The organism is Acidovorax benzenivorans (genome assembly GCF_028680575.1).
Taxonomy (GTDB): domain Bacteria; phylum Pseudomonadota; class Gammaproteobacteria; order Burkholderiales; family Burkholderiaceae_C; genus Acidovorax; species Acidovorax benzenivorans.
Window position 1 is genome coordinate 16,990 of the sequence record NZ_JAPCKI010000022.1, and the last position, 19,777, is coordinate 36,766.

The window sequence follows — 19,777 nt, forward strand, 5'->3', positions numbered from 1 at the left end:
TTACTTGATCAGGCTTCGCGTCGTCGCATCCAAGCAAATCCGAAAACCCCAACAAGAGAAGAAAGACCAATGAGGGCCCACTGAGACAACGCAGGGATCGCCGCCGCCCCTGCTCCCAATGGCGCTGCCAGCGCCACCGGATCATCAATGATTCCCGGAGTTGCGTTGAGGTCTCCTGTGGCGGCTCCTGTGGAGCCCAAATTCTGTGCATCGCTGACGGTAAAGCTCAGCGCATTAGGCCCTGCAGAAGTCGTTGGCCATTCCACCCAGGCGCTCCCCGTGTACTTGAGCAACTTCGACCCCGCTGGGATCGGTGATGGGAAGGTGAGCGTCACTGTCAACGACCCGCCTGCCGGGCCCGCAGCCCGGAACCCCATTTGTCCATATGGATAGGAACTATCGCTAGGCAGAGGGGTGGCCGCAGGTGTCTGGTTGGTGCTGGTGATACCCCATGTTCCACCGACCGCCAGTACGACGTTCCCCCTTGGGGTGCTGATGGTTTGTGACTGGGAGCTGAAGTTGGCAGCCACTGATTTGGGACTGGTCACTGCGGCAATGTTGCATGTGGCACCTGAGCAATCCCCGCTCCAGTTCATGAACGTGTAGCCCGGATTCGTGGTGTAGGTACATAACGTGCTATCTCCATGATTCACTGGGTTGTTTGTGCAACTCACGGTGCCTGCCCCAGGAGGAAGCACTTGGGTGCCGATGCCATAAGCGTTCAGCGCGAAGTTGGCCTGGGCGCTGCGCGAACTGGTGACGTTGCCAAGCACGCAGGAGGCTCCGGTGCAGTCGCCCGACCAGTTGGTGAACGAATAGCCTGTGGATGCCGTGGGTGTACAGGTCGTATTGCCGCCGTGGATGACCGGGTTGTTTGTACAGGCAGCAGAACCGCCGCCGGGCGGCGATGCGGTCAAAACTACGTCATAGCCCTTGTCTGCGGAGCAATTCGCAGTCGAGATCACCCCAGAGCCACCACAGGTCCAGCTATAGGTCGCCAGGTTTGTTGTGACTACGGATGCCGTCCCCGCGCTGCAGAGACCCGCTGCGGGAGCCGATGAAAAGAGCCCGCCTTGAGCCGCACCGCAGGCCCCTACCGGAAGGTCCTGAATCAGCAGATCGTCCAGCAGCAACAGAAACTTGTCATTGGAGTTGTTGCGAAATGCGATGCGGACTGTCTGCCCAGCATATGCAGCCAGTGACAACTCGTGTGGGGTCCAGGCAGTTGCTTCTTGCCCAACAGTCAGCAGCACGGTAGTGAAGTCGCTCGGGTTGCTACCTCCAGTAGAGAGGCGAACTTCATAGCCGTCGCGGAAGTCGGGGTCGTAAGCGACGGCTCTCCAAGACAGGCGCGTTCCCGCCGCAGCGGTGACCGGGGGAAGGACCAACCAGTCGTCCGCATTGCCGGGCGAGGTGTACCAGGAGGTGCTGAAAGCCGCGCAGTTACCAGCATCGCGTGCGAAATCATCGCGCACGATCCACGCATTGTTGACATAGGAAACGTTGGCCGCCGGTGTGCGTCCATCGACGTTGTGCGTGATCAAAGGCGCTGGCACGGCTGCCGGGGAAGAAGAGCAGGCAGTGCCGAAATTTTCCTGATAAAGGATGGTTTGAGCCTGGCTCTGAGCGGCAAAGCCGAGGAGTGTGGTGAGCACAAGCGGGAGTCCTGAAATTCGAGACATGTGATCAGTCGTCAAGTGAGGAAGTGGAAGAGCACGCACGGCAGCGCTTTGCCGGAGAGCTGGGCGGCAAGATGTGCGCGGGACGGGGGTTGAACTGAACTCAGACGGGTTGCCGAAAGCAACTTGCTGGGCATTGAAGTTATCTGCAGGAAAAGATTCTTGCAACTTATAAATGCCCGCGTTTGAGCCCTGTGGCCTGCCAATCAAGGAGCGAGAGGGCGGTGAACGGAGGAGCCCACACTCGCCAATGCTGCGGTCCTACCGGAGAGGGGGGCAAATGCGGCGCACATCCCGAAGGGTTGCCGTCCTCTGGGACTGCGCTTTTCAAGCAGGTGATTTGTGCGCCCGCGCGCGTTTTGCATGGCGCGCGACAGCCAGGTTATCCAGGCACATGCTTTTGCACGTCGGGGCGATGCTGTAGGTGTAGAACAAACTGTGCAGGTACAGGTTGTACTCGCCCAGCGATTCGCCATGAATTGCGAGCGTATGGAGCTGGACCTCTCGCATGGACCTCTCGCTGTTTCGGTCCGGGGCGCTGCGCGGGAAAAGCAGCTTGTTTTAATGTCCGTAGGCACGCGGGCATGCACCGGTGGGTCGGTGGCCTATGGCGTAAGAATATTGTGCAAATGGGGCTGTGGCGCTTATAAATCAAGCGCTAGTAGCTATTAAATTGGTAGCTATTTGTGGCATGTACGGAGACAAGGTGCGGGTTGTTCCTTGCGCTCCCTCAAACCACCCACACCCGCTGCACCACCTGCGTGTACAGCGGAATGCCCAGCAGGATGTTCAGCGGAAACGTCACCCCCAGCGAGAGGCTCACGTACAGCGATGGGTCGGCTTCGGGGATGGCGTAGCGCACCACCGCAGGCACCGCGATGTATGAGGCGCTGGCGGCCAGCACCATGAGCAGCACCGCGTCCCCCGTGGGTACCTGCAGCAGCCAGGCCAGCGCCAGGGCCAGGCTGGCGTGCGTCAGCGGCCCCAGCACCGCATAGGCCAGCAGCCAGGGCGACTGCTTGCGTACCGCAGGCAGGTTGCGCGCGGTGGACAGGCCCATGTCCAGCAAGAACAGGCACAACATGCCCTTGAACAGGTCGCCCGAGAACGGCTGCATGGCTGCCTTGCCTGCGTCGCCGGTCACCATGCCGATCACCATGGCGCCGAGCAGCAGCAGCTGGGTGCCGTCGGTGAACGACTCGTGCAGGACCTTGCCCACCGACAGGTGTGGTCCCGGCTGGCCAGGTGCGCCGCCTGCGCCACCTGCGCTGCTGCCATGCAGCACGGGGCCCCCAGCCGATGCCATGGCCACTGTCGGTGGCACGCGCAGCAGGGAGCTTGAGGCAGTGACTGCCACCGACTGTGCCACCGCCTGCCGCTGCCGTATCGCATTGGCCAGCATCACCGCCAGGATGATGGCGGGCGACTCCATCAGCGCCATCGCCGCCGCCATATAGCCACCGTAGGCCATGTGCTGCGATTCCAGGTACTGCGTGGCCGTCACAAAGGTCACCGCGCTGACCGATCCGTACGTGGCCGCCACCGCCGCCGCGTTGAAGCCCGACAGCACCCGCCGCAGCAGCGCATAGCCCACCAGCGGTACCACCACGGCCAGCAGCACCGCCAGCCCCAGACTGCTGGCCACGCTGGGCGTCAGGCCCGAGGCCGCCAGCGCAAACCCACCCTTGAGGCCTAGCGCCATCAGCAGGTAGATGGACAAGAACTTCGAGATCGCCGCGGGCATCTCCAGGTTGGATCGGACCAGGCCCGCAAACACCCCCAGGGCAAAAAACAAAATCGCAGGGTCCAGCAAGCTTTGCATCATTCAACTCCTTGTTGGGGGGCGATGCTAGGGATGTGTGTCTGCTAAGTAAAATCGATTCGAATGTGGTTATCTATAGATAAAAACCTATGAACATCACCTTTCGCCAGCTGCGCCTGTTCCTGGCGTTGGCCGAGACGGGCAGCGTCAGCGCCGCCGCCAAGGTCATGCATGTCACGCAGCCCACCGCCTCCATGCAGTTGCGCGAGGTGACCCAGGCCGTGGGCCTGCCGCTGTATGAAGTGGTCTCGCGCCGCGTGCACATCACCGAGGCGGGCCAGGCCCTGGCCCGCACTGCACGTGCCATTGCGGGCGAGTGGGATGCGTTCGAGCAGCGTGTGTCGGGCGCCAAGGGCCTTACCAGCGGGCGCCTCAAGGTCGCCGTGGTCAGCACTGCCAAATACTTTGTGCCCCGCCTGCTGGGCAGCTTCTGCAAGTTGCACCCGCAGATCGATATCTCGCTGGAGGTGCTCAACCGCGACCACGTGATCACTCGCCTGCGCAGCAACCTGGACGACCTTTACGTCATGTCCATGCCGCCTGCGGATTTGCCGCTGGAGGACCAGATCCTCATGCCCAACCCGTTGGTTGTCATCGCCCCCGCAGGCCACCCCCTGGCCGCCAAAAAGCGCGTCCAGCTCGCGCAATTGCAGACAGAGCGCTTCATCCTGCGTGAAAAAGGCTCCGGCACCCGCATGGCCACCGACGCCCACCTGCGCCAGCTGGGCTTTGCCCCCGGCGCCGTGCTGGAGCTGGGTAGCAACGAAGCCATCAAGGAGTCGGTGGAGGGCCAGCTAGGCGTCTCCATCGTCTCCCGCCACGCCCTGGGCCCGCGCCACGAGGGGCTTGCCGTGCTCAACGTGCAGGGCTTTCCCATCCAGTCGCAATGGCACCTGGTCTGGCCCAAGGGCAAGCAGCTGTTACCCATTGCCGAGGTGTTCCGAGGGCATTTGGTGGCGCAGGCGCAGGGATGGGCCCTGCGGGAGTGAGTGGGCAGGTCGCATCGAACCGCGCGGTGGTTGCGGCGGCCACGACAACGCGTTCTCGCCTTCTTCAGCCATTCTTCATCTTGGGCTCCTACTGTCTGGACTGTCCGCGAACGATTCGACTCCCTCGACGACGCGTGACGTTTCAAAGGAGACTCAGATGTGGAAATGTATTGCCGCAACAGCAGCCTTGGCTGGGTTGGCGCTGTCATCCGGACAGATTGCCCAGGCCCAGGTCGCCCAGCCTGGCCGCTTGCTGGCGTCTAACTGCTTCCAGTGCCACGGCACCAATGGCAAAGGGCCGGGGTTTGATCGCCTAGCGGGTGAATCAACTGCCGAAATCTACAAAGAACTCAAGCAGTTCCAGGCGGGGAAAGAGGGCAACGGGATCATGGCCAAACACGCCATGGCGTACACCGATGAACAGCTCCGCCTGATCTCGGTGTGGTTTGCTGCGCAGAAATGATCACACAGGAGAACACCATGAAAAGACGCAATTTCTTGAACGCCACGGCTGCGAGTGTGACGGCCGGCATGCTGGCAGCTTGTGGTGGTGGCGGCGGGGGGGAGGAGACACAAGCTGAACAACGAGGTGACGGTTCGGATTCGGCCCACGATTCGCCGGAGCGGCCCGTGACCGTGCCCAACGGGCCCGTCAAGTCCCGGGTGATCGTGGTGGGCGGTGGCATGGGCGGCGCGACGGTGGCCAAGTACCTGCGCCTGTGGGGTGACGGAGTCGAGGTCACACTGGTGGAGCGGGCCAGCTCGTACACCTCGAACATCATGAGCAGCCTGGTGCTGACAGGGCAGCGCACTCTGGCCAGTCAGGACTTCAGATACGACACCCTGATCCGCAAGTACGGCGTGAAGGTGATGTTGGGCGATGTGGTTCACATCGACCCCGTGGGCGTCAAAGTCACGTTGAGCACGGGCACGGTGTTGAGCGCTGACCGCATTGTGTTGTCGCCGGGTATCGACTTTGACGACGTGCCCGGCATGGGGGCCTCCAACAAGATGCCCCATGCCTGGAGTGCGGGCCCGCAGACGGCATTGCTTGCCAGCCAGTTGGCGGCCCTGCCCCGCAATGGCACGGTCATTCTCACCATTCCGCAGGTGCCCTACCGCTGCCCGCCGGGGCCTTACGAGCGAGCGTGCCTGATGGCCGACTGGATCAAGGCCAAGAGCCCCGGCGGCAAGCTGGTGGTGCTGGACGCCAATCCCGACTTCGTGGCAGAGAAAGACAATTTTTCCAGCGCCTTCCATGGGCTGCATGGCGGCGTGATCGAGTACGTCACCAATGCCAGCGTTACCCAGGTGGACCCGGCCAGCATGCGAGTGAGCACCACGCAGGGCGTTTTTCGCGGCGATGTGGTCAACCTCATCCCGCGCCAGAAGGCGGGCAAGCTCATTGTCGGCAGCGGCCTGGCCAACGCCACGGAGGGGCGCTTTGCCGGGGTCAATGTGCTCAGCTATGCCAGCACGGTGGCTGGCGCGGACAAGGTGCACATCATTGGCGACAGCAGTGCCACCACGCAGCCCAAGGCAGGCCACATTGCCAACCAAGAGGCCAAGGTGTGTGCCGATGCGATCAGTCGCCTGCTGTCCGGCATGACGCCCGACGTCGCACCGGTGACCAATTCGGCGTGCTACTCGACCATCACGATGACGCAGGCGTCGTGGCTGACTGCGGCGTTCCAGTACGACGCTGCCACGCAGGCGATGAAGGTGGTTCCGGCGTCTTCTGCGGCTTCTGCGGGATGGGACAAGCGCAACTTCGGTGAAATGTCCACGTGGTTCAAGGCGCTGATGGCGGATTCGTTTGCCTGATCTTGCTCGCTGGCTGGAGGCCTGGGCCCTGGCTTGCGGCCGTCGCAGTATCGCCAGACCTGCCGTCGTGCGGGAGCTCGCCAGGCAGCGCTCCTCGGGGCTACAGCTGAAGGCCGGACGAGCCCGAGGTTCCCACAGCAAGCACAAGGCTCCCTGGTCAGGGACCTTTATGCCTTGCCGTCGGGCTGCGGTGCGTTGCCCGTTCGTGCTGCTGGGGCAGCGCCGTGCTGGAGCTGGGCAGCAACGAAGCCATCAAGGAGTCGGTGGAGGGGGGGATGGGACGGCGGTCGTTGCGTGGCCTGCGGGCTGGCTTGTGGGGCGTGGCTCCAGGTGACTCTGTGGCCTCGTGATGCCTGCTGAATGGGCCACTGAACGCAGAATGCTGCTTATAGGCAAGGGATGGCGCCACCAGAAGCGGGCGTTCAGTGGCGTTCAATGACGCTCAGCGACGTTCAATGAGGCTTAAGGCAGTGGCAGTAGACAAAATGCTGCACGGCCCCCCACGGCGTTTTGTGTTCTTCACTCATGTGTTCCAGCAGCTCAAAGGAAGGCCCAAACTCCTGGTGCAGCTCTCCAGGGGCGTATCGGGCCACGGGCAGACCGCTGCATTGTTCGGGGCCGTCGGGTGCGAAGGTCGCAACGATGACATGCCCGCCGGGTTTGACAGCCTTCATGACCTGCCGAACATAAGCAGCACGGTCAGCCGGGTCGGTCAGGAAATGAAAGACGGCGCGGTCATGCCAAATGTCATACGCGTGATCTGGAAGGTCCACGGTGCAAATGTCCCCTGCAAGCCAAGTGACGCAGTCGCCTGCGGCGCCAAGTCGTTGGTGAGCGATCTCCAGGGCACTGGCCGACAAGTCCAACACCGACACGTTGTGGAAGCCGTTGCTCAGCAGGTCATCCACCAGGGTTGACGCGCCGCCACCGACATCCATCACGTTCGCTTGCAACGACGGTCCCACCGAACGTATGAGTTCAAGTGACCGTGTTGCATGCTCCTGGAACCAGCTCACGGCATCTGGTTGCTTGGTCTGATACACCTTTTCCCAGTGTTCCTTGGGGTTCTGCATGGGCTGACTCCTTGCGTGGGGTACCGGCCAGAGCCGGAGGGGGCGAACGAAACTCAATGGACATGCCGATGGTGAATGTCCGGGTAATGGGGGTGCGTGTGCTGCAGGGGGATGTGCGTATGGCGGTGGCTGTGTTTGCCGTTGCCGCTGTGCCCCGCATCATGCGCGTGCTGGTGGTGCTCGTCATGTTCGTGTTCGTGCTCGTGTTCCAGCGCTTCATGCAGGTGCTCATGGATATGGCGCTCAGTGAGGTGCAGCCACACACCCAGGCCCATCAGCGCAGCGGCCATCCAAAACACCCAGGACGTGGTTTCCGAGAACACCAACAAGGACACAACCACCCCAATGAAGGGCGCGGTGGAGAAGTAGGCCCCCGTTCGGGCTGTGCCTAGGCCGCGCAATGCCAGCACAAACAACACCAGGCTGATGCCGTAGCCCAACAGCCCGACAGCCATCGTGGCAGACAGTGTTGCCAGGGGGGGCAGGGCAGCGCCCATGCTGATAGCCAGCGCGGTGTTCACCGACCCCGCCATCAGGCCCTTGATACCTGCAATGAAGAGCGCGTCTGAGGCAGAAACCTTGCGTGTGAGGTTGTTGTCTATGGCCCAGCACAAGCAGGCAAGGCCCACCAGCAAGGGGCCCGTGCCACTGGGTTGCAACGAAGAACCAGTCTGCCAGCCCAATGCGACGCCTCCGGCCACGATGGCAAGCATGCCCCCTACGATGCGCCGGTCGGCGTTTTCTTTGAACACCGCCCAGGCAATGACCGCAGTCAGCACCGCTTCCAGATTCAACAAAAGCGAAGCCGTGGCGCCGCTGGTGGAGTGCAATCCAAACATCAGGGCCACAGGCCCCATCACGCCTCCAAACACAATGGCGCCCAGGAGCCAAGGCCATTCATTCAAGGGAACGCCAGAGGGCTTGAGCCCGCCATCGCGCACAACACGCACCAGAGCCAGACCCAGGCCACTGCCCAAATACAGAAGGCCCGCCAGCAGCACCGGTGGCAGGTCTCCGGTCAGCAGCTTGGCAAAAGGGGTGCTTGCGCCAAACAGCACAGCCGCGCCCAGGGCGTAAATGACGCTTTGATTCATGAAGGGATTTTCTACCTGAAGGTGCTTGGCGTCTTCAATCGCTGCTGGCTGCCGCAGCAGAGATCACACCACCACCGACGCGCGAGGGTTGTGCAGCCTATCCCTGGCGCATATGGGGTCGCACAATCAGCTATCGAATTAATAGCAAATGGCGCTCTTTGCCATTGCCTGGAGCTGATCTCCCTTCACGGGCGCGCCGGTCTGCGGGCTCGCTTATGCCAGCACGTCGCTCAAAGACGTGTCCTTGTCGAACTGCGCCTTGGCAAACGGGCACAGCGGGACCACCTTGGTGTTGGTGGCCCGCGCCCATTGCACCAGCGCGCCGAGCAGCGCGCGCCCTACACCCTGGCCGCCGAGCGACGTGCTCACCTCGGTGTGGTCCACGATGACCATCGTGGCGTTGGTGCGGCTGTAGGTCATCTCGGCCAAGCGCTGGCCGGTGTGCTCGATATAGAACGCGCCTTTGGCGTCCTGTTCCTGGTGGTGAATGGTGTGTGGCATGGCGGGTCACAAGGGTGAATAGGTCTGCGTCAGAGTATGGTGCATCTGATGCTGATGCTGATGCTGATGCTGATGCTGATGCTGATGCTGATGCTGATGCTGATGCTGATGCTGATGCTGCAGCCTGGCGGGGCGGCTTCATCGGCTTGTAGCACCTACTGAACCTGGAATGCTTCGGAGAGGAACTCTGCCGTGGCACGCACCCGGGCCGTGCGCTGCAGGTCGGGGTGCATGACTTGCCAGACTTCGTAGTCGGTCGTCCGGCGGCGTTCGGGCCAGATGCGCACCAGGCCTTCGCGCTCGCCCATCCACACCGGCATTTCACCCAGGCCAATGCCCGCTGCCACACCCTTGCGCACCAGCAGGCTGGAGCGCACGGCCAGCGCGATTCGGGCCTGGCGGGCGGGCACGCCCGCCATGGTCAAAAACGGGCTTTGCTCCAGGTAGGGGGCGTAGGCCACCAGGTGGTGGCCGCGCAGTTCGTCCTCCGGTACGGGCATGCCAAAGCGCTCGACATAGCCCGTGCTGGCAAACAGGCCCACGGGCCACGACACCACGCGGCGCACCACCAGATCGGGCGTTTCGGGCCGGACGTTGCGGAACGCGATGTCCACCTGGCGGCGGCTGAGGCTGAGCAACTGGGTGGAGACCTCCAGGTCCACGCGAATGTGGGGCCAGTGCTGCTGCAGGCGCCCGATGGCGGGCATCAGCAGGTCGATGGCAATCGAGTCGGTGCTGGTCACGCGCACCAGGCCGCCGGGGCTGGTGTCCTGGCCCTCGATGCGGGTGCGCAGGTCCAGGGCCGCGCTTTCCATGCGCCGGGCGGCGGCCAGCGCCGTCTCGCCCGCTGCGGTGAGCAGGTATCCGTCCTTGGCGCGCAGAAACAGCTTGGTGCCCAGTTCGGCCTCCAGCGCGTTCAGGCGCCGCCCGACCGTGGCCTGGTCCACGCCCAGGCTGCGCGCGGCGGCGCGCAAGGAGGGGGCGCGGGTCAGGGCGAGAAAGATGCGGGTGTCGTCCCAGTTCATGGCTGTATGGAGTTTGCGGATGAGGGATGAGTGTGATGCAAATTTGCATCGCTGTAGAGCGAAATTGCTGCATTTAAAACACTGCGTGGCGCCCTATCCTTCAAGGCACTGAAATCAATGCTTGAGGAGCAACACCCATGTCCACACCAGCGGCCGAACAACCTGCAACCATCCGACGCACCATGCAAGCCATCGTGTTCGATGACTTCGGTGGGCCCGAAGTGCTGGTGGCCCGCGAGATCCCGACCCCCGAGGTGCGCCCGCACGACCTGCTGGTGCGCAACGCTGCCATCGGCGTCAACCGTGCCGACCTGTTGCACCGCAAGGGGGCTTATGGCCGCGCTTACTTTGGCGATGCCGACACCATGGGGCTGGAGATTGCGGGCACGGTGGTCGCCATGGGGCCCGAGGTGCAAGGCTTTGCCGTGGGCGACCGTGTGATGGGCATCGTGGGCGGCGGTGCCTACGCCGAGCTGTCGCGCATCGACCACCGCATGGCCATGCAGGTGCCTGATGGCATGGACCTGGTGGCCGCAGGCGCCGTGGCAGAGGTGTTTGTGACTGCGCACGAGGCGCTGTTCCACCTGGCCCGCCTGCACGCTGGCGAGTCGGTACTGATTCATGCCGCTGCGGGCGGCGTGGGCTCTGCCGCCGTGCAATTGGCCCATGCGGCGGGAGCCTGCGTGTTTGCCACAGCGGGTGGCGACAAGCGCAGCGCCGTGCTGGCCTGTGGAGCCGATGTGTTCATCGACTACCGCAGCGAAGACTTTCAGTCGGTAGTGGCGCAGGAAACGCAGGGCCAGGGCGTGGATGTGGTGATCGACTTCATCGGGGCTCCGTACTTGGAGCGCAACGTGCGGTCGCTGGCTGACGGCGGGCGCTTGGTGTCGGTGGGGCTGCTGGGTGGTGCGCAGGGTGCGGAGCTGCCCATGGATGTGGTGCTGTACCGCCACCTGCAGATCTTTGGCACCGTGATGAAGTCCCGCCCTCCCGAGGTCAAGCAGGCCATGGTGCAGCGGTTTGCCCGGCAGTGGCTGCCAGCCTTGGCCGCCGGGGTGATCCGGCCGGTGATCGACAGCACGTTTGCACTGGCCGATGCCGCGCAGGCCCATCGGCGCATGGAGTCTGGCGCCAGTGTTGGCAAGATCCTGCTGCTGCCCGAGGCCCGTTGAGCTGGCAGGGCCCTGCGCCCGGCTTTCGGCCCGCCTTAGCCCGCAGCCGCAGGCTTGCGGCACCCGGCAAACATGTCCAGCTCTGCGCTGTACGCCTCGGTCTTCACATCCATCAGGCTCAGCACCGAGTGGAAGTAGTGGTCGTGCGTGATGCGCCGCTCGCCCAGGTCTTGCTGCAGGCAGCCCGTGGTGAGGTGGGTGCGGGCCTGCATGGCGGGCGACAGCCAGGTGATCCAGGGCACGTGCTTTTGCACGTCGGGCGCAATGGAGTAGGGCAGGCCGTGCAGGTAGATGTTGTTCTCGCCCAGCGACTCGCCATGGTCTGCTACGTAAATCATAGCTGTCTGGGTAGATTGCTCCTGCGCTCCCAGCCACTGGAGCACTGAATCGAGGAAATGGTCGGTCTCGACGATGCTGTTGTCGTAGGCATTGACCACCTGCTCGCGCTGGCATTCCTGCAGGGCCGTGGAGGTGCACTCGGGGCCAAACTTCTTGTTCTCGGGGGCAGAGCGTTTGTAGTACGCGGGGCCGTGGCTGCCCATCTGGTGCATCACCACCACGGTGCCGCGCTGGCGCTGCTCGGCGGGCAGGGCGGCGATCCGGGCGTCCAGGTCCTTGAGCATCACGCGGTCCAGGCACTCGCCGTCGGCGCACAGCGCGGGGTCTTTCTGGGTGCTGGTGATGGTCTCGCCGACGCGGTCGCACACGCCTTTGCATCCCGACTGGTTGTCCACCCACAGCACGGCCAGGCCTGCATGGTGCAGCACATCGATCAGGCTTTCATAGTTGGCCGAGCGGCCCTCGTAGCCCGTGCGGCCCAGGTGCGAATACATGCAGGGCACCGATGCGGCGGTGCTCGTGCCGCAAGACCAGGCATTGCGTGCGCTCACCAGGTCCTTGCGGGCCGACAGGCGGGGAGTGGTGTCGCGCTCATAACCGTTCAGGCCAAAGTTGCCGCTGCGGCCCGTCTCGCCCAGCACCAGCACCAGCAGCGGGGGCTTGGCCTGGCCGGTGTAACTGGCGCCCAACTGGGCGTCGCGGCCCAGCGGCATGATCTTGCTGGTGTCCATGCGCAGGGGCTTGGTGGCGATGTTGCCCAGTGCGTACACGCTGTTGAGCGGGTTGATCAGGTAGCGCAGCTTGGTGTGGTTGCGCATGGTCGATGCAAAGTCCTGGAACACCAGCAGCAGGCACACCACGATGACCGCGATGGAGCCCACCAGCAGCAGCCCGTTGTGCGCCACGTGGCGCAGCGCGGTCAGGCGCTGCACCGGGCGGCGGTACAGCCACAGCAGCGGCGGTGCGGCCAGGATGAGCACGGTGCCCAGCATGCGCAGGTTGAGCAGGTCGCCCGCTTCCTTTACGTCGGTCTGCATCACATTGACCAGCATGCTGGCGTCGATGGCAATGCCGTAGGCGAGCATGAAGTACGCGCCAAACGCGGCCATCAGCACCAGCACCAGCACGGCGGGCTTGAGCGTCCAGCGCCAAGCCAGCAGGCTCAGCAGTGCTGCGTTGCCCGCCGCGACGATGAGCGCAAATGCCAGCGCAAACCCCCAGCCGCGCAGACTGCCCTGGCCAGGCAACTGGGCCACTTCTTGCCACAGCGGCACGTTGCAGGCCGTGGCCAGCCAGGTGCTGACGAGCACCACCACCCAGGCAGGATGAAGGGGACGGGGTTCAGAAGCGTTAGAAGGCGCAGCGGGAGGCTGCATACGGGGGGCAGAAACAAAGGGCAGCAGGCGCCGCAGTGACAAAAGCATGAACAGGAGTTTGCCTAGGGTGGCTTAAGCGTGCATTAACCCGTCCTAGCTTAACCCTGTACTGGTTGGGCTAAAACATGCTGTGCCGTACAGGACATCGCACCCAAGGGCCGATTGGTGCCCCAGGCGATCTGCAAGCGCTGCAAACGCTGCAACGCCGCAGACCACCCGCCAGCCCGCTGCCTGACCCCTGCGAGATCGTCAACATGCTCTTAGCGACCGTCCGGGTCGCCCCCGGCGGGGCCGGGGGGCATGCGAATGTCCAGCTTCAGCAGCAGCCCCTCCACCTTGGCGTAGCGGCTTATGCGTCCGATCAGCTCTGCGGTCAGCACATGGCCGGCCGACAGGAGCAGAACACCCTCTTGGGACAACAGGTCTTTGCCAAGTGTCATGCCAGGTTTCAGCAAATCTGTGCCCACCGACTCCAGCCGCACGGCAGGAGGCTTGACCACCTGGGTGATGTGCAGAAAGACGTCCATGATTTCGGCATCAAACTGCGTTCCCCGTCCCCGCTGCAGGATGGTGCGGGCCTCTGCTTCGGTGAGCGGGGCTCCGGTCAGGTGGCCATGGGTCAGGTCATCGAAGGCGTCCACCACGGCAAGGATGCGTGCCCCCACCGGGATCTGCGAACCCTGCAACTGGTCTGGAAAGCCGCTTCCGTCAGCCCGCTCGTGGTGCGAGCGGATGATGCTGGCCACCGGCTGGTGTTCGTCCAGGGCCATGAAGGACTGCGCACCGAGCACCGGGTGGCGCTGGTAGCTGACCATTTCCTCGGCGCTCAGTTTGCCGACCGGCTTGTTCAGGATGCTGTCGGGCAAAGCCAAAAAACCCACGTCGTGCAGCAGACCGGCTACGAACACGTCCTGTAGAACGTCCTCGGCCAGGCCCATGGCCTGTGCGACCTTGCGGGCCAGGCTGGCGGTGCGCTTGCCGTGCCCGGCCAGCACGCCGCTGCGCAGCTCCATGAGGCTGGAGAAGATTCTGATGCTGGTGAGGTAGTTGCGGCGTAGCTGCTCGTTGGCCTCCTGCAGGGCGCTGGTGCGCTCCAGAACGCGTTGCTCCAAGGTCGTATTGAGGGTGCGCAACTCTTCGTTCTGCGTGGTGGTCAACGCCTGCAGCCGCGCGCGTTCAGTTTGCAGGATGCGCCGCTCGGCAGCCTGCCGCACGGTCAGGCGCAGCTCGGTTTCGTCCCAGGGCTTGTGGATGTAGCGGTAGATCTGGCCTTCGTTGATTGCGGCGACGGTGGCGTTCATGTCCGCGTAGCCGGTCAGGAGCACGCGGGCGGTATCCGGCCAGCGCTGGTGCACTTGCGCCAGCAACTGCGCGCCGTCCATGCACGGCATGCGCATGTCGCTGAGCACCACGTCCACCGGGTGCTCAGCCAACAGGGCCAGGGCCTCGGCGCCGCTCCCCGCTTGCAGCACTTGGCAGTCTTCTGCACGCAGCACGCGCCGCAGTGCGGACAAGATACTGGGCTCATCGTCCACGCATAACACCGTCCAGGTGAGCTGGGGGGGCGAAGGCTGCGGTGGTGCGTCTGATTCGGCGGGCGGGGGCGACTGCCCCTGTGTTGCCTGATCGGAGGGCGGGATGGTGGCGGTCATGGTGCGATGGGCGAGGTGGAGCCGTTCGGGGATGGTGTGGCTACCGTCGTGTCGGTCCGTGGGGGTGTCTGCGCCTGTGGCTCGGGTGCGTGCTGTATGGGCAGGGTGATGCGAAAGGTGGTGCCGCGCCCTGGCGCGCTGTCTACCTCCATGCGTCCGTGGTGCTTTTGCACGATGCCGTATGACAGCGAAAGGCCCAGCCCCGTGCCCTGGCCGACGGGCTTGGTGGTGAAGAAGGGGTCGAAGATGCGCTGCAGGTTCTCCGGTGCAATGCCTTGGCCGTTGTCTGCGATCTCGACCCACACGTGAGGGTCTTGCACGCCGGTGCGAATGGTGATGGTGCCCCGTTCAGCGGTGATGGCATGGGCGGCATTGACCAGCAGATTCATGAAGACCTGGTTCATCTCGGAGGGCAGGCACTGCACCTCCGGCAGGTCGCCGTACTGCTTGACAACGTCGGCTTTGTATTTGATTTCGTTGTTGACGATGTTGAGCGTCGATTCGAGGCCGTGATGCAGGTTGACGCATTCCCATTCCTGGCGCGCATCAACGCGCGAGAAGTCCTTGAGGTCTTGCACGATCTTGCGCACACGCTGGATACCGTCCCGCGATTCGCGCATCAGGTTCGGAATGTCCTGCTTGAGATAGTCAATGTCCAGGTCCTTGCGCAACTGCTGCAGCCGCTGGAGTGTTCCTTCGTCCTGCTTCAGGCTGGGTTCGGCGGCCTCGTACGCATCCAGCATCTCGAAGAGGTCCTGCAGATATTGCTCCAGCGTGCCGAAGTTGGAGAAGATGAATCCGATGGGGTTGTTGATCTCGTGCGCCACCCCGGCCGCCAGCTGCCCGATGGAGGCAAGCTTCTCCGACTGCACCAGCTTGTTCTGGGTGTCGGACAGTTTGCCATTGAGCATCTTGAGATCTCTGTTCGCCTGCAAAAGCTCGCCCACGATGGCTCTGATCTGCGCGTCCGACATCTCCGCCAGCGTGAGCTCGCCAGGGGCGTGGGCTGCGCTGCGAGCGCGGGCGGACGGATGGGCTTCCAACGACTGGTCTGTGGGTGTGTTGTGGGCGGTGCTCATGGGGTTTCCTTTGCAGGCTGCAGTACAGCCTCAAGCTGGTGAAATTCCTCTTCCGCGCTTTGCAGCAAGGTTGACAAGATTTCTTCGGACAGCTTCAACCGCTGCCAGGACCAGGGCCGTGCTGGTGGTTCGGCCTCATGGTCCTGCCCGGTCAGATCCAGGGTATGGGCCATGGCATCGGCCACGTGCACTACGTCGGCCAGGGTGGCTGGGCCGTTCTCCGGCGGGCAGTGGTGTTGGGCAATTGCCTGGGTGATTTCTGTAGGAAACCGCCAGTGCTCGCACACCCACTGCCCCAGCTCGGTGTGGTCGACGCCGGTAAGCTGGCGTTCCGCCTCGCTGTGGGACATGTCGTGGGTTTTTGCCCAAGCCATGACCTGTGCGGCCCGATCTGGATAGTGGCTGTCTACCACGAGGCGCCCGATGTCATGCAGCAGACCGGCCGTGAAGGCCACCGCCTCGTTCCACCCCTGCAGTCGCGCCAGGTGGCGTGCAGCGACCCCGCAGGCGATGGAATGGCGCCAGAACACCTGCATCTCCCGCGAGCGGGCGCCGAGCGTACCGAGCTGTGCGTTCAGGGCCGCTGCCACCACCAGGGTGCCTAGCTGACGCAGGCCCAACACATTGATCGCGTCGCGCACCGAGCTGATGCGGCCCGACAGGCCATAAAAGGGCGAGTTGGCGAGTTGCAGCACGATGACGGAGAGTGCCTGGTCCAGGCGCAGTGTGTCGGCAAAGTGGTCGAGTGCGGTGTCGGACTTCTGCATCAGCGACAGAAGCTCCATGACCACAGGCGGCAGGGACGGTAGCGCACGGATGTCGCGGGCCAGCGCTTCCCGGTTCAGAAGCAGGGCGCTGGGTGCTTGTGCCAGTGTGGTCATGGGGTCACCCCGCGATGGCGGTAGATGGCGCGCTGCAAGGTGTTGTTGCCGTGGTGGGACCGCACACCCTGGTGGTGAACCAGATCGGCTTGCTGTTCTGGCATGGGCTGCGTGCGCGCAGCAGGCGCAGCAGGCGCAGTGGCGGCTGCCACGGCTCGGGATGGGTTTGGAAGGTGGGTCATAGGGGGCCCTCCTGTGTATCTGCGATGGGGTTCAGGGTGAGTAACAGCCCGCGCGCAGGCGTGCCACCTATGGCGCGTGCACGGATCTGCCAGGCGGCCAGGTGGCCTGACAGATGGACGGGTGGAGTGGCTGTCGTGATGGTCTGCAGCAGTGGCTCGGGCAGGCCCAGCACCCTGTGAGCGGCCTCGCCCAGCAGGGGAGCGCCGCGCTGCAGCAGGCGCTCGGCCTCGCGGTTGGCCAGCACGATGGTGCCGTCCGGGTCGACCCCCAGAACCGCTGTGGGCAGGGCTTCAAGAATGTCGCGTGCTGCATCGGCCCGCGCAGTTTCGAGGTCGATCTGTTGCTGCTGGCTACCCAGCACTTGCTCCAGTCGTTCGTTGGCGTGGGCCAGTGCTTCGCTGGCCGCGATGACCTCGGTGGCCAGGCGCTTGTTGTCATCCCCCAGCTCCTTGTGGGCGAAGGCCTCTTGTACATGCTCCAGCAGTCGCTCGTCGTCCCACGGCTTGGTCAGGAACCGGTAGATGGCACCTTCGTTCACCGCGTCGGTGATGGACTGTAGTTCGGTGTAGCCAGACAGCACCATGCGCACGGTGTCGGGATACAGCTCCTTGGCGCGTCGCAGGAACTCAACCCCGGTCATGCCGGGCATGCGCTGGTCGGACAGCACGACATCGACCTCGTATTCGGCCATGCGCTGCAAGCCCTCGTGGCCGCTGCCGGCTGTGACTATGCGATAGCCCGCACGGCGGAACAGACGGCGCAAAGCGGACACGATGTTGGGCTCGTCGTCCACCAGCAGCAGGGTCCGCTCCCGTCGGCGCGTCAGCAAATTTTCGGGTAGACGGAGCTGTTGGCTCAGCATTTGCTCCAGCGACGAGGCCTCTGCGGGTGCGGCAAACACGGGGCCTTCCATGCGGTCGCAGCCATTGGCGATCAGTAACGCCAACTGGCCGGTGGTTTCCACACCCTCGGCCAGTACCTTCATCTGCAGGCTGTGTGCCATGGTGATGATGGCGCGTGTCAGCGACACATCGCCCGTGGCGGCCGTCACGTCGGGCACGCAGGACGGGTGGATCTTGATGACATCCACCGGACGGGTGCCCAGCAGCCTGAGGTTGGTCGCGCCTGCGCCAAAGTCTCCCAGCGACAGCTCAATGCCCATCGCCCGCAGTTGGGCCAATGTGCGGGCCAGCTGTGGGGTGATCTGTGCCAGGGCCTGATCGCTGATCTCGACCCCCAGTGCCTGGGGCGTGAGCCCGTTGCTGGACAGGCTGCGGTGCAGCTTGTCCACGAACTCGGGCTGCTGCAGCTCCAGGGGAGAGACTTTCAGGCACGCGCGGGGCGGCCGCAGGGCGGCCTTTGCCCAGTCGCCCAGTTGTCGGCAGGCGGCGTCGCGTTGCCAGTCGCCCAACATCACGATCAGCCCTGTCTGCAGCGCCACGGGCAGGTATTCGGTTTCGTCCACCGCGCCCAGCTCAGCACTGTGCCAGCGCAGGCTGATCTGGGCGCCCACGGCAGCCCCCGTGTTCAGGTCGGCCTGTGGTTGAAAGACCAGACGCAGTTCAGCGCGCTCGACCGCATGGCGCAGGCCCGACTCGATGGCCAGTCGGCGCAAGCTGGCCAAGCGGGTCTGAGGGGTGAATATGGCGACGGGCTCCCCCCCGGTGCGAATGCCCAGACGGGCCGTTTGTGCGGCTTCCAGAAGCTGGCCCGCGTTGTCGGCATCGGCTGGAAAACGCGCCACGCCGACTCGGGCGCCAGGCACGATCTCGGCCGCCCCCAGGCGCTCAGCCTTGGCCAGGGCTTGCACCACGGCGCGGGCGTGCTGCAAGCCCATGGGGTCTTGGGCGCAGCCATCCGGCGACACGAGGATGGCGAACTCGCCGCCATCAATGCGCGCCACCGCGTCGCCAGGCTCGGCCAGCGCGCTCAGGCGTGCTGCCACGGCCATCGCCATGGCGTCGCCCGCGCCATAGCCCATGGCCTGCTTGAGGTGGTCCACCTGGTCTACCTGGATGGAGAGCAGAAGGAAGGTTTGCGGATTCCAGCGAGCGCTGTGCACCGCCGCGTCGATCTTGTCGAGCAAGTGGGTGCGGTTGGCCAGCCCTGTGACTTCATCTTGGTTGGCCAGCTCTTGAATCCGTTGCTCGGCGTCGCGCTGCACGGTAATGTCCTGCACGATCAGGTAGCCATGCCGCCGCCCGGAGGCGTCGGTCTCGACCATGCCACGTTGCAGTACCTCCAGCCGGGTGCCATCAGCGCGCACCAGCCGGTGCTGAAACTCGAAAGGCTCGTCAGCGAGCGCACCGCGCCAGATCGAGGCTACGTATCCCCTTTCTTTGGCTGGCACCCAGCGCAGAAGACGCCAGCTGAGGCGGGGCTCAGGGTGGAAGGGGGTGCCTAGCAGCGTGTGCATGCCCTTGGACAGCACGGCCTTGCCCGCCTGCAGATCGATCTCCGCTGAGCCGCTGCGGCCCATGCTTTCGATCTGCTCCAGCATGCGGGCCTTCCACTGCGATGAAAACGCAATCTGCGCCCGGTGCGGGTCGTCTACCAGCGTGACCAGCTCGGCCGCAGGCCCCAGTGCCAGCAGAGGGCGTGCATAGGCGCGGCCGTTGAAGACACCGCCCGAGGGGCGGCGCGCAGTGACATGTCGGGGTGTCCGGCCTACGCCCTGCAACTGTGGCCACAGCTCGGGCCAATGCCCGGCCAGTGCCGTCGGGGCAAGTCGCGCAATGGCCAGATCGTCGTCCACGCTTCCCATCAGTTGCGCAAATTGCCGGTTGATGATCTGCGGCTGGCCATCCACCATCAGGCAAAGCCCGAAGGGCACGGCATCGAAAACCCGGCTCTTGAGTGCCTTGGCGATATCCCCGGAATCTTGCGGCGCTGAGGGGGCGCTCAAGAGCGGAACGGTGGGCATGTCGGGTTCTCCCCGCGCGGTAACTCGTCGCACCCGCCTTCGGGATAGACCGCGCATGCCCCCGATTATGCGCTTTCAGTGGTTTTTATCAATCATATTTAGCATTGAAATTGATAAATATGTGATTTTTAAGGCGAGGCCTCAACCATCCAGCGAAAACCTCGA

Annotated in this window: 17 protein-coding genes; 4 read left to right on the forward strand and 13 right to left on the reverse strand. The window is 64.0% G+C overall.

Annotation, left to right across the window (positions count from 1 at the left end; translation table 11 throughout):
- Positions 1–8: 8 nt before the first annotated feature.
- The 3 genes from OIN59_RS23340 to OIN59_RS23350 form a co-directional block, all read right to left on the reverse strand.
- Positions 9–1,655, reverse strand: coding sequence for an IPTL-CTERM sorting domain-containing protein (locus OIN59_RS23340; RefSeq protein ID WP_274114376.1), 1,647 nt, complete (start codon positions 1,653–1,655; stop codon positions 9–11).
- 351 nt (positions 1,656–2,006) lie between these two features.
- Positions 2,007–2,189, reverse strand: a complete 183-nt coding sequence (locus OIN59_RS23345; RefSeq protein WP_274114378.1) for a hypothetical protein — start codon at positions 2,187–2,189, stop codon at positions 2,007–2,009.
- Between the two features lie 220 nt (positions 2,190–2,409).
- Positions 2,410–3,501, reverse strand: coding sequence for a sodium-dependent bicarbonate transport family permease (locus OIN59_RS23350; RefSeq protein ID WP_274114380.1), 1,092 nt, complete (start codon positions 3,499–3,501; stop codon positions 2,410–2,412).
- An 89-nt stretch (positions 3,502–3,590) separates the two neighbouring features.
- Between OIN59_RS23350 and OIN59_RS23355 the strand changes: the two genes are divergently transcribed.
- From OIN59_RS23355 to OIN59_RS23365, 3 genes are all read left to right on the forward strand, one after another.
- The gene (locus OIN59_RS23355; RefSeq protein ID WP_274114382.1) at positions 3,591–4,490 is read left to right on the forward strand and encodes a LysR family transcriptional regulator; all 900 of its coding nucleotides are present in this window, start codon (positions 3,591–3,593) and stop codon (positions 4,488–4,490) included.
- Positions 4,491–4,647: 157 nt separating this feature from the next.
- A complete protein-coding gene (locus OIN59_RS23360) occupies positions 4,648–4,953 on the forward strand; it encodes a c-type cytochrome (protein ID WP_274114383.1) in 306 nt (101 codons plus the stop codon).
- A 17-nt stretch (positions 4,954–4,970) separates the two neighbouring features.
- Positions 4,971–6,314: an FAD-dependent oxidoreductase gene (locus OIN59_RS23365; RefSeq protein WP_274114384.1), complete on the forward strand. Its 1,344-nt coding sequence runs from the start codon at positions 4,971–4,973 to the stop codon at positions 6,312–6,314.
- A 452-nt stretch (positions 6,315–6,766) separates the two neighbouring features.
- Here the strand turns inward: OIN59_RS23365 and OIN59_RS23370 are convergent, their stop codons facing one another.
- From OIN59_RS23370 to OIN59_RS23385, 4 genes are all read right to left on the reverse strand, one after another.
- Complete coding sequence (locus tag OIN59_RS23370; protein WP_274114385.1) at positions 6,767–7,387, reverse strand: class I SAM-dependent methyltransferase; 621 nt, start codon at positions 7,385–7,387, stop codon at positions 6,767–6,769.
- Positions 7,388–7,440: 53 nt separating this feature from the next.
- Positions 7,441–8,481: a DMT family transporter gene (locus OIN59_RS23375; protein ID WP_274114386.1), complete on the reverse strand. Its 1,041-nt coding sequence runs from the start codon at positions 8,479–8,481 to the stop codon at positions 7,441–7,443.
- Positions 8,482–8,694: 213 nt separating this feature from the next.
- A complete protein-coding gene (locus tag OIN59_RS23380; RefSeq protein WP_274114387.1) occupies positions 8,695–8,982 on the reverse strand; it encodes a GNAT family N-acetyltransferase in 288 nt (95 codons plus the stop codon).
- Positions 8,983–9,137: 155 nt separating this feature from the next.
- Positions 9,138–10,007: a LysR family transcriptional regulator gene (locus OIN59_RS23385; protein ID WP_274114388.1), complete on the reverse strand. Its 870-nt coding sequence runs from the start codon at positions 10,005–10,007 to the stop codon at positions 9,138–9,140.
- A gap of 137 nt (positions 10,008–10,144) precedes the next feature.
- On the opposite strand from OIN59_RS23385, the gene OIN59_RS23390 reads away from it, so the two are divergent.
- The gene (locus OIN59_RS23390) at positions 10,145–11,179 is read left to right on the forward strand and encodes an NAD(P)H-quinone oxidoreductase (protein ID WP_274114389.1); all 1,035 of its coding nucleotides are present in this window, start codon (positions 10,145–10,147) and stop codon (positions 11,177–11,179) included.
- A 35-nt stretch (positions 11,180–11,214) separates the two neighbouring features.
- Here the strand turns inward: OIN59_RS23390 and OIN59_RS23395 are convergent, their stop codons facing one another.
- The 6 genes from OIN59_RS23395 to OIN59_RS23420 form a co-directional block, all read right to left on the reverse strand.
- Positions 11,215–12,942 (reverse strand): phosphoethanolamine transferase, encoded by a 1,728-nt coding sequence (locus tag OIN59_RS23395; protein WP_274114390.1) that lies wholly within the window; start codon positions 12,940–12,942, stop codon positions 11,215–11,217.
- Between the two features lie 212 nt (positions 12,943–13,154).
- Positions 13,155–14,546, reverse strand: coding sequence for an HD domain-containing phosphohydrolase (locus OIN59_RS23400; RefSeq protein WP_274114391.1), 1,392 nt, complete (start codon positions 14,544–14,546; stop codon positions 13,155–13,157).
- The gene (locus OIN59_RS23405; RefSeq protein WP_274114392.1) at positions 14,543–15,625 is read right to left on the reverse strand and encodes an ATP-binding protein; all 1,083 of its coding nucleotides are present in this window, start codon (positions 15,623–15,625) and stop codon (positions 14,543–14,545) included. Before OIN59_RS23405 ends, OIN59_RS23400 begins: the two co-directional genes overlap by 4 nt.
- Positions 15,622–16,506: an HDOD domain-containing protein gene (locus tag OIN59_RS23410; RefSeq protein ID WP_274114394.1), complete on the reverse strand. Its 885-nt coding sequence runs from the start codon at positions 16,504–16,506 to the stop codon at positions 15,622–15,624. Before OIN59_RS23410 ends, OIN59_RS23405 begins: the two co-directional genes overlap by 4 nt.
- Positions 16,503–16,688 (reverse strand): hypothetical protein, encoded by a 186-nt coding sequence (locus OIN59_RS23415; RefSeq protein ID WP_274114396.1) that lies wholly within the window; start codon positions 16,686–16,688, stop codon positions 16,503–16,505. Before OIN59_RS23415 ends, OIN59_RS23410 begins: the two co-directional genes overlap by 4 nt.
- On the reverse strand, positions 16,685–19,612 hold the full coding sequence (locus OIN59_RS23420) for an EAL domain-containing protein (RefSeq protein ID WP_274114398.1): 2,928 nt from the start codon (positions 19,610–19,612) through the stop codon (positions 16,685–16,687). Before OIN59_RS23420 ends, OIN59_RS23415 begins: the two co-directional genes overlap by 4 nt.
- Between the last annotated feature and the right edge of the window lie 165 nt (positions 19,613–19,777).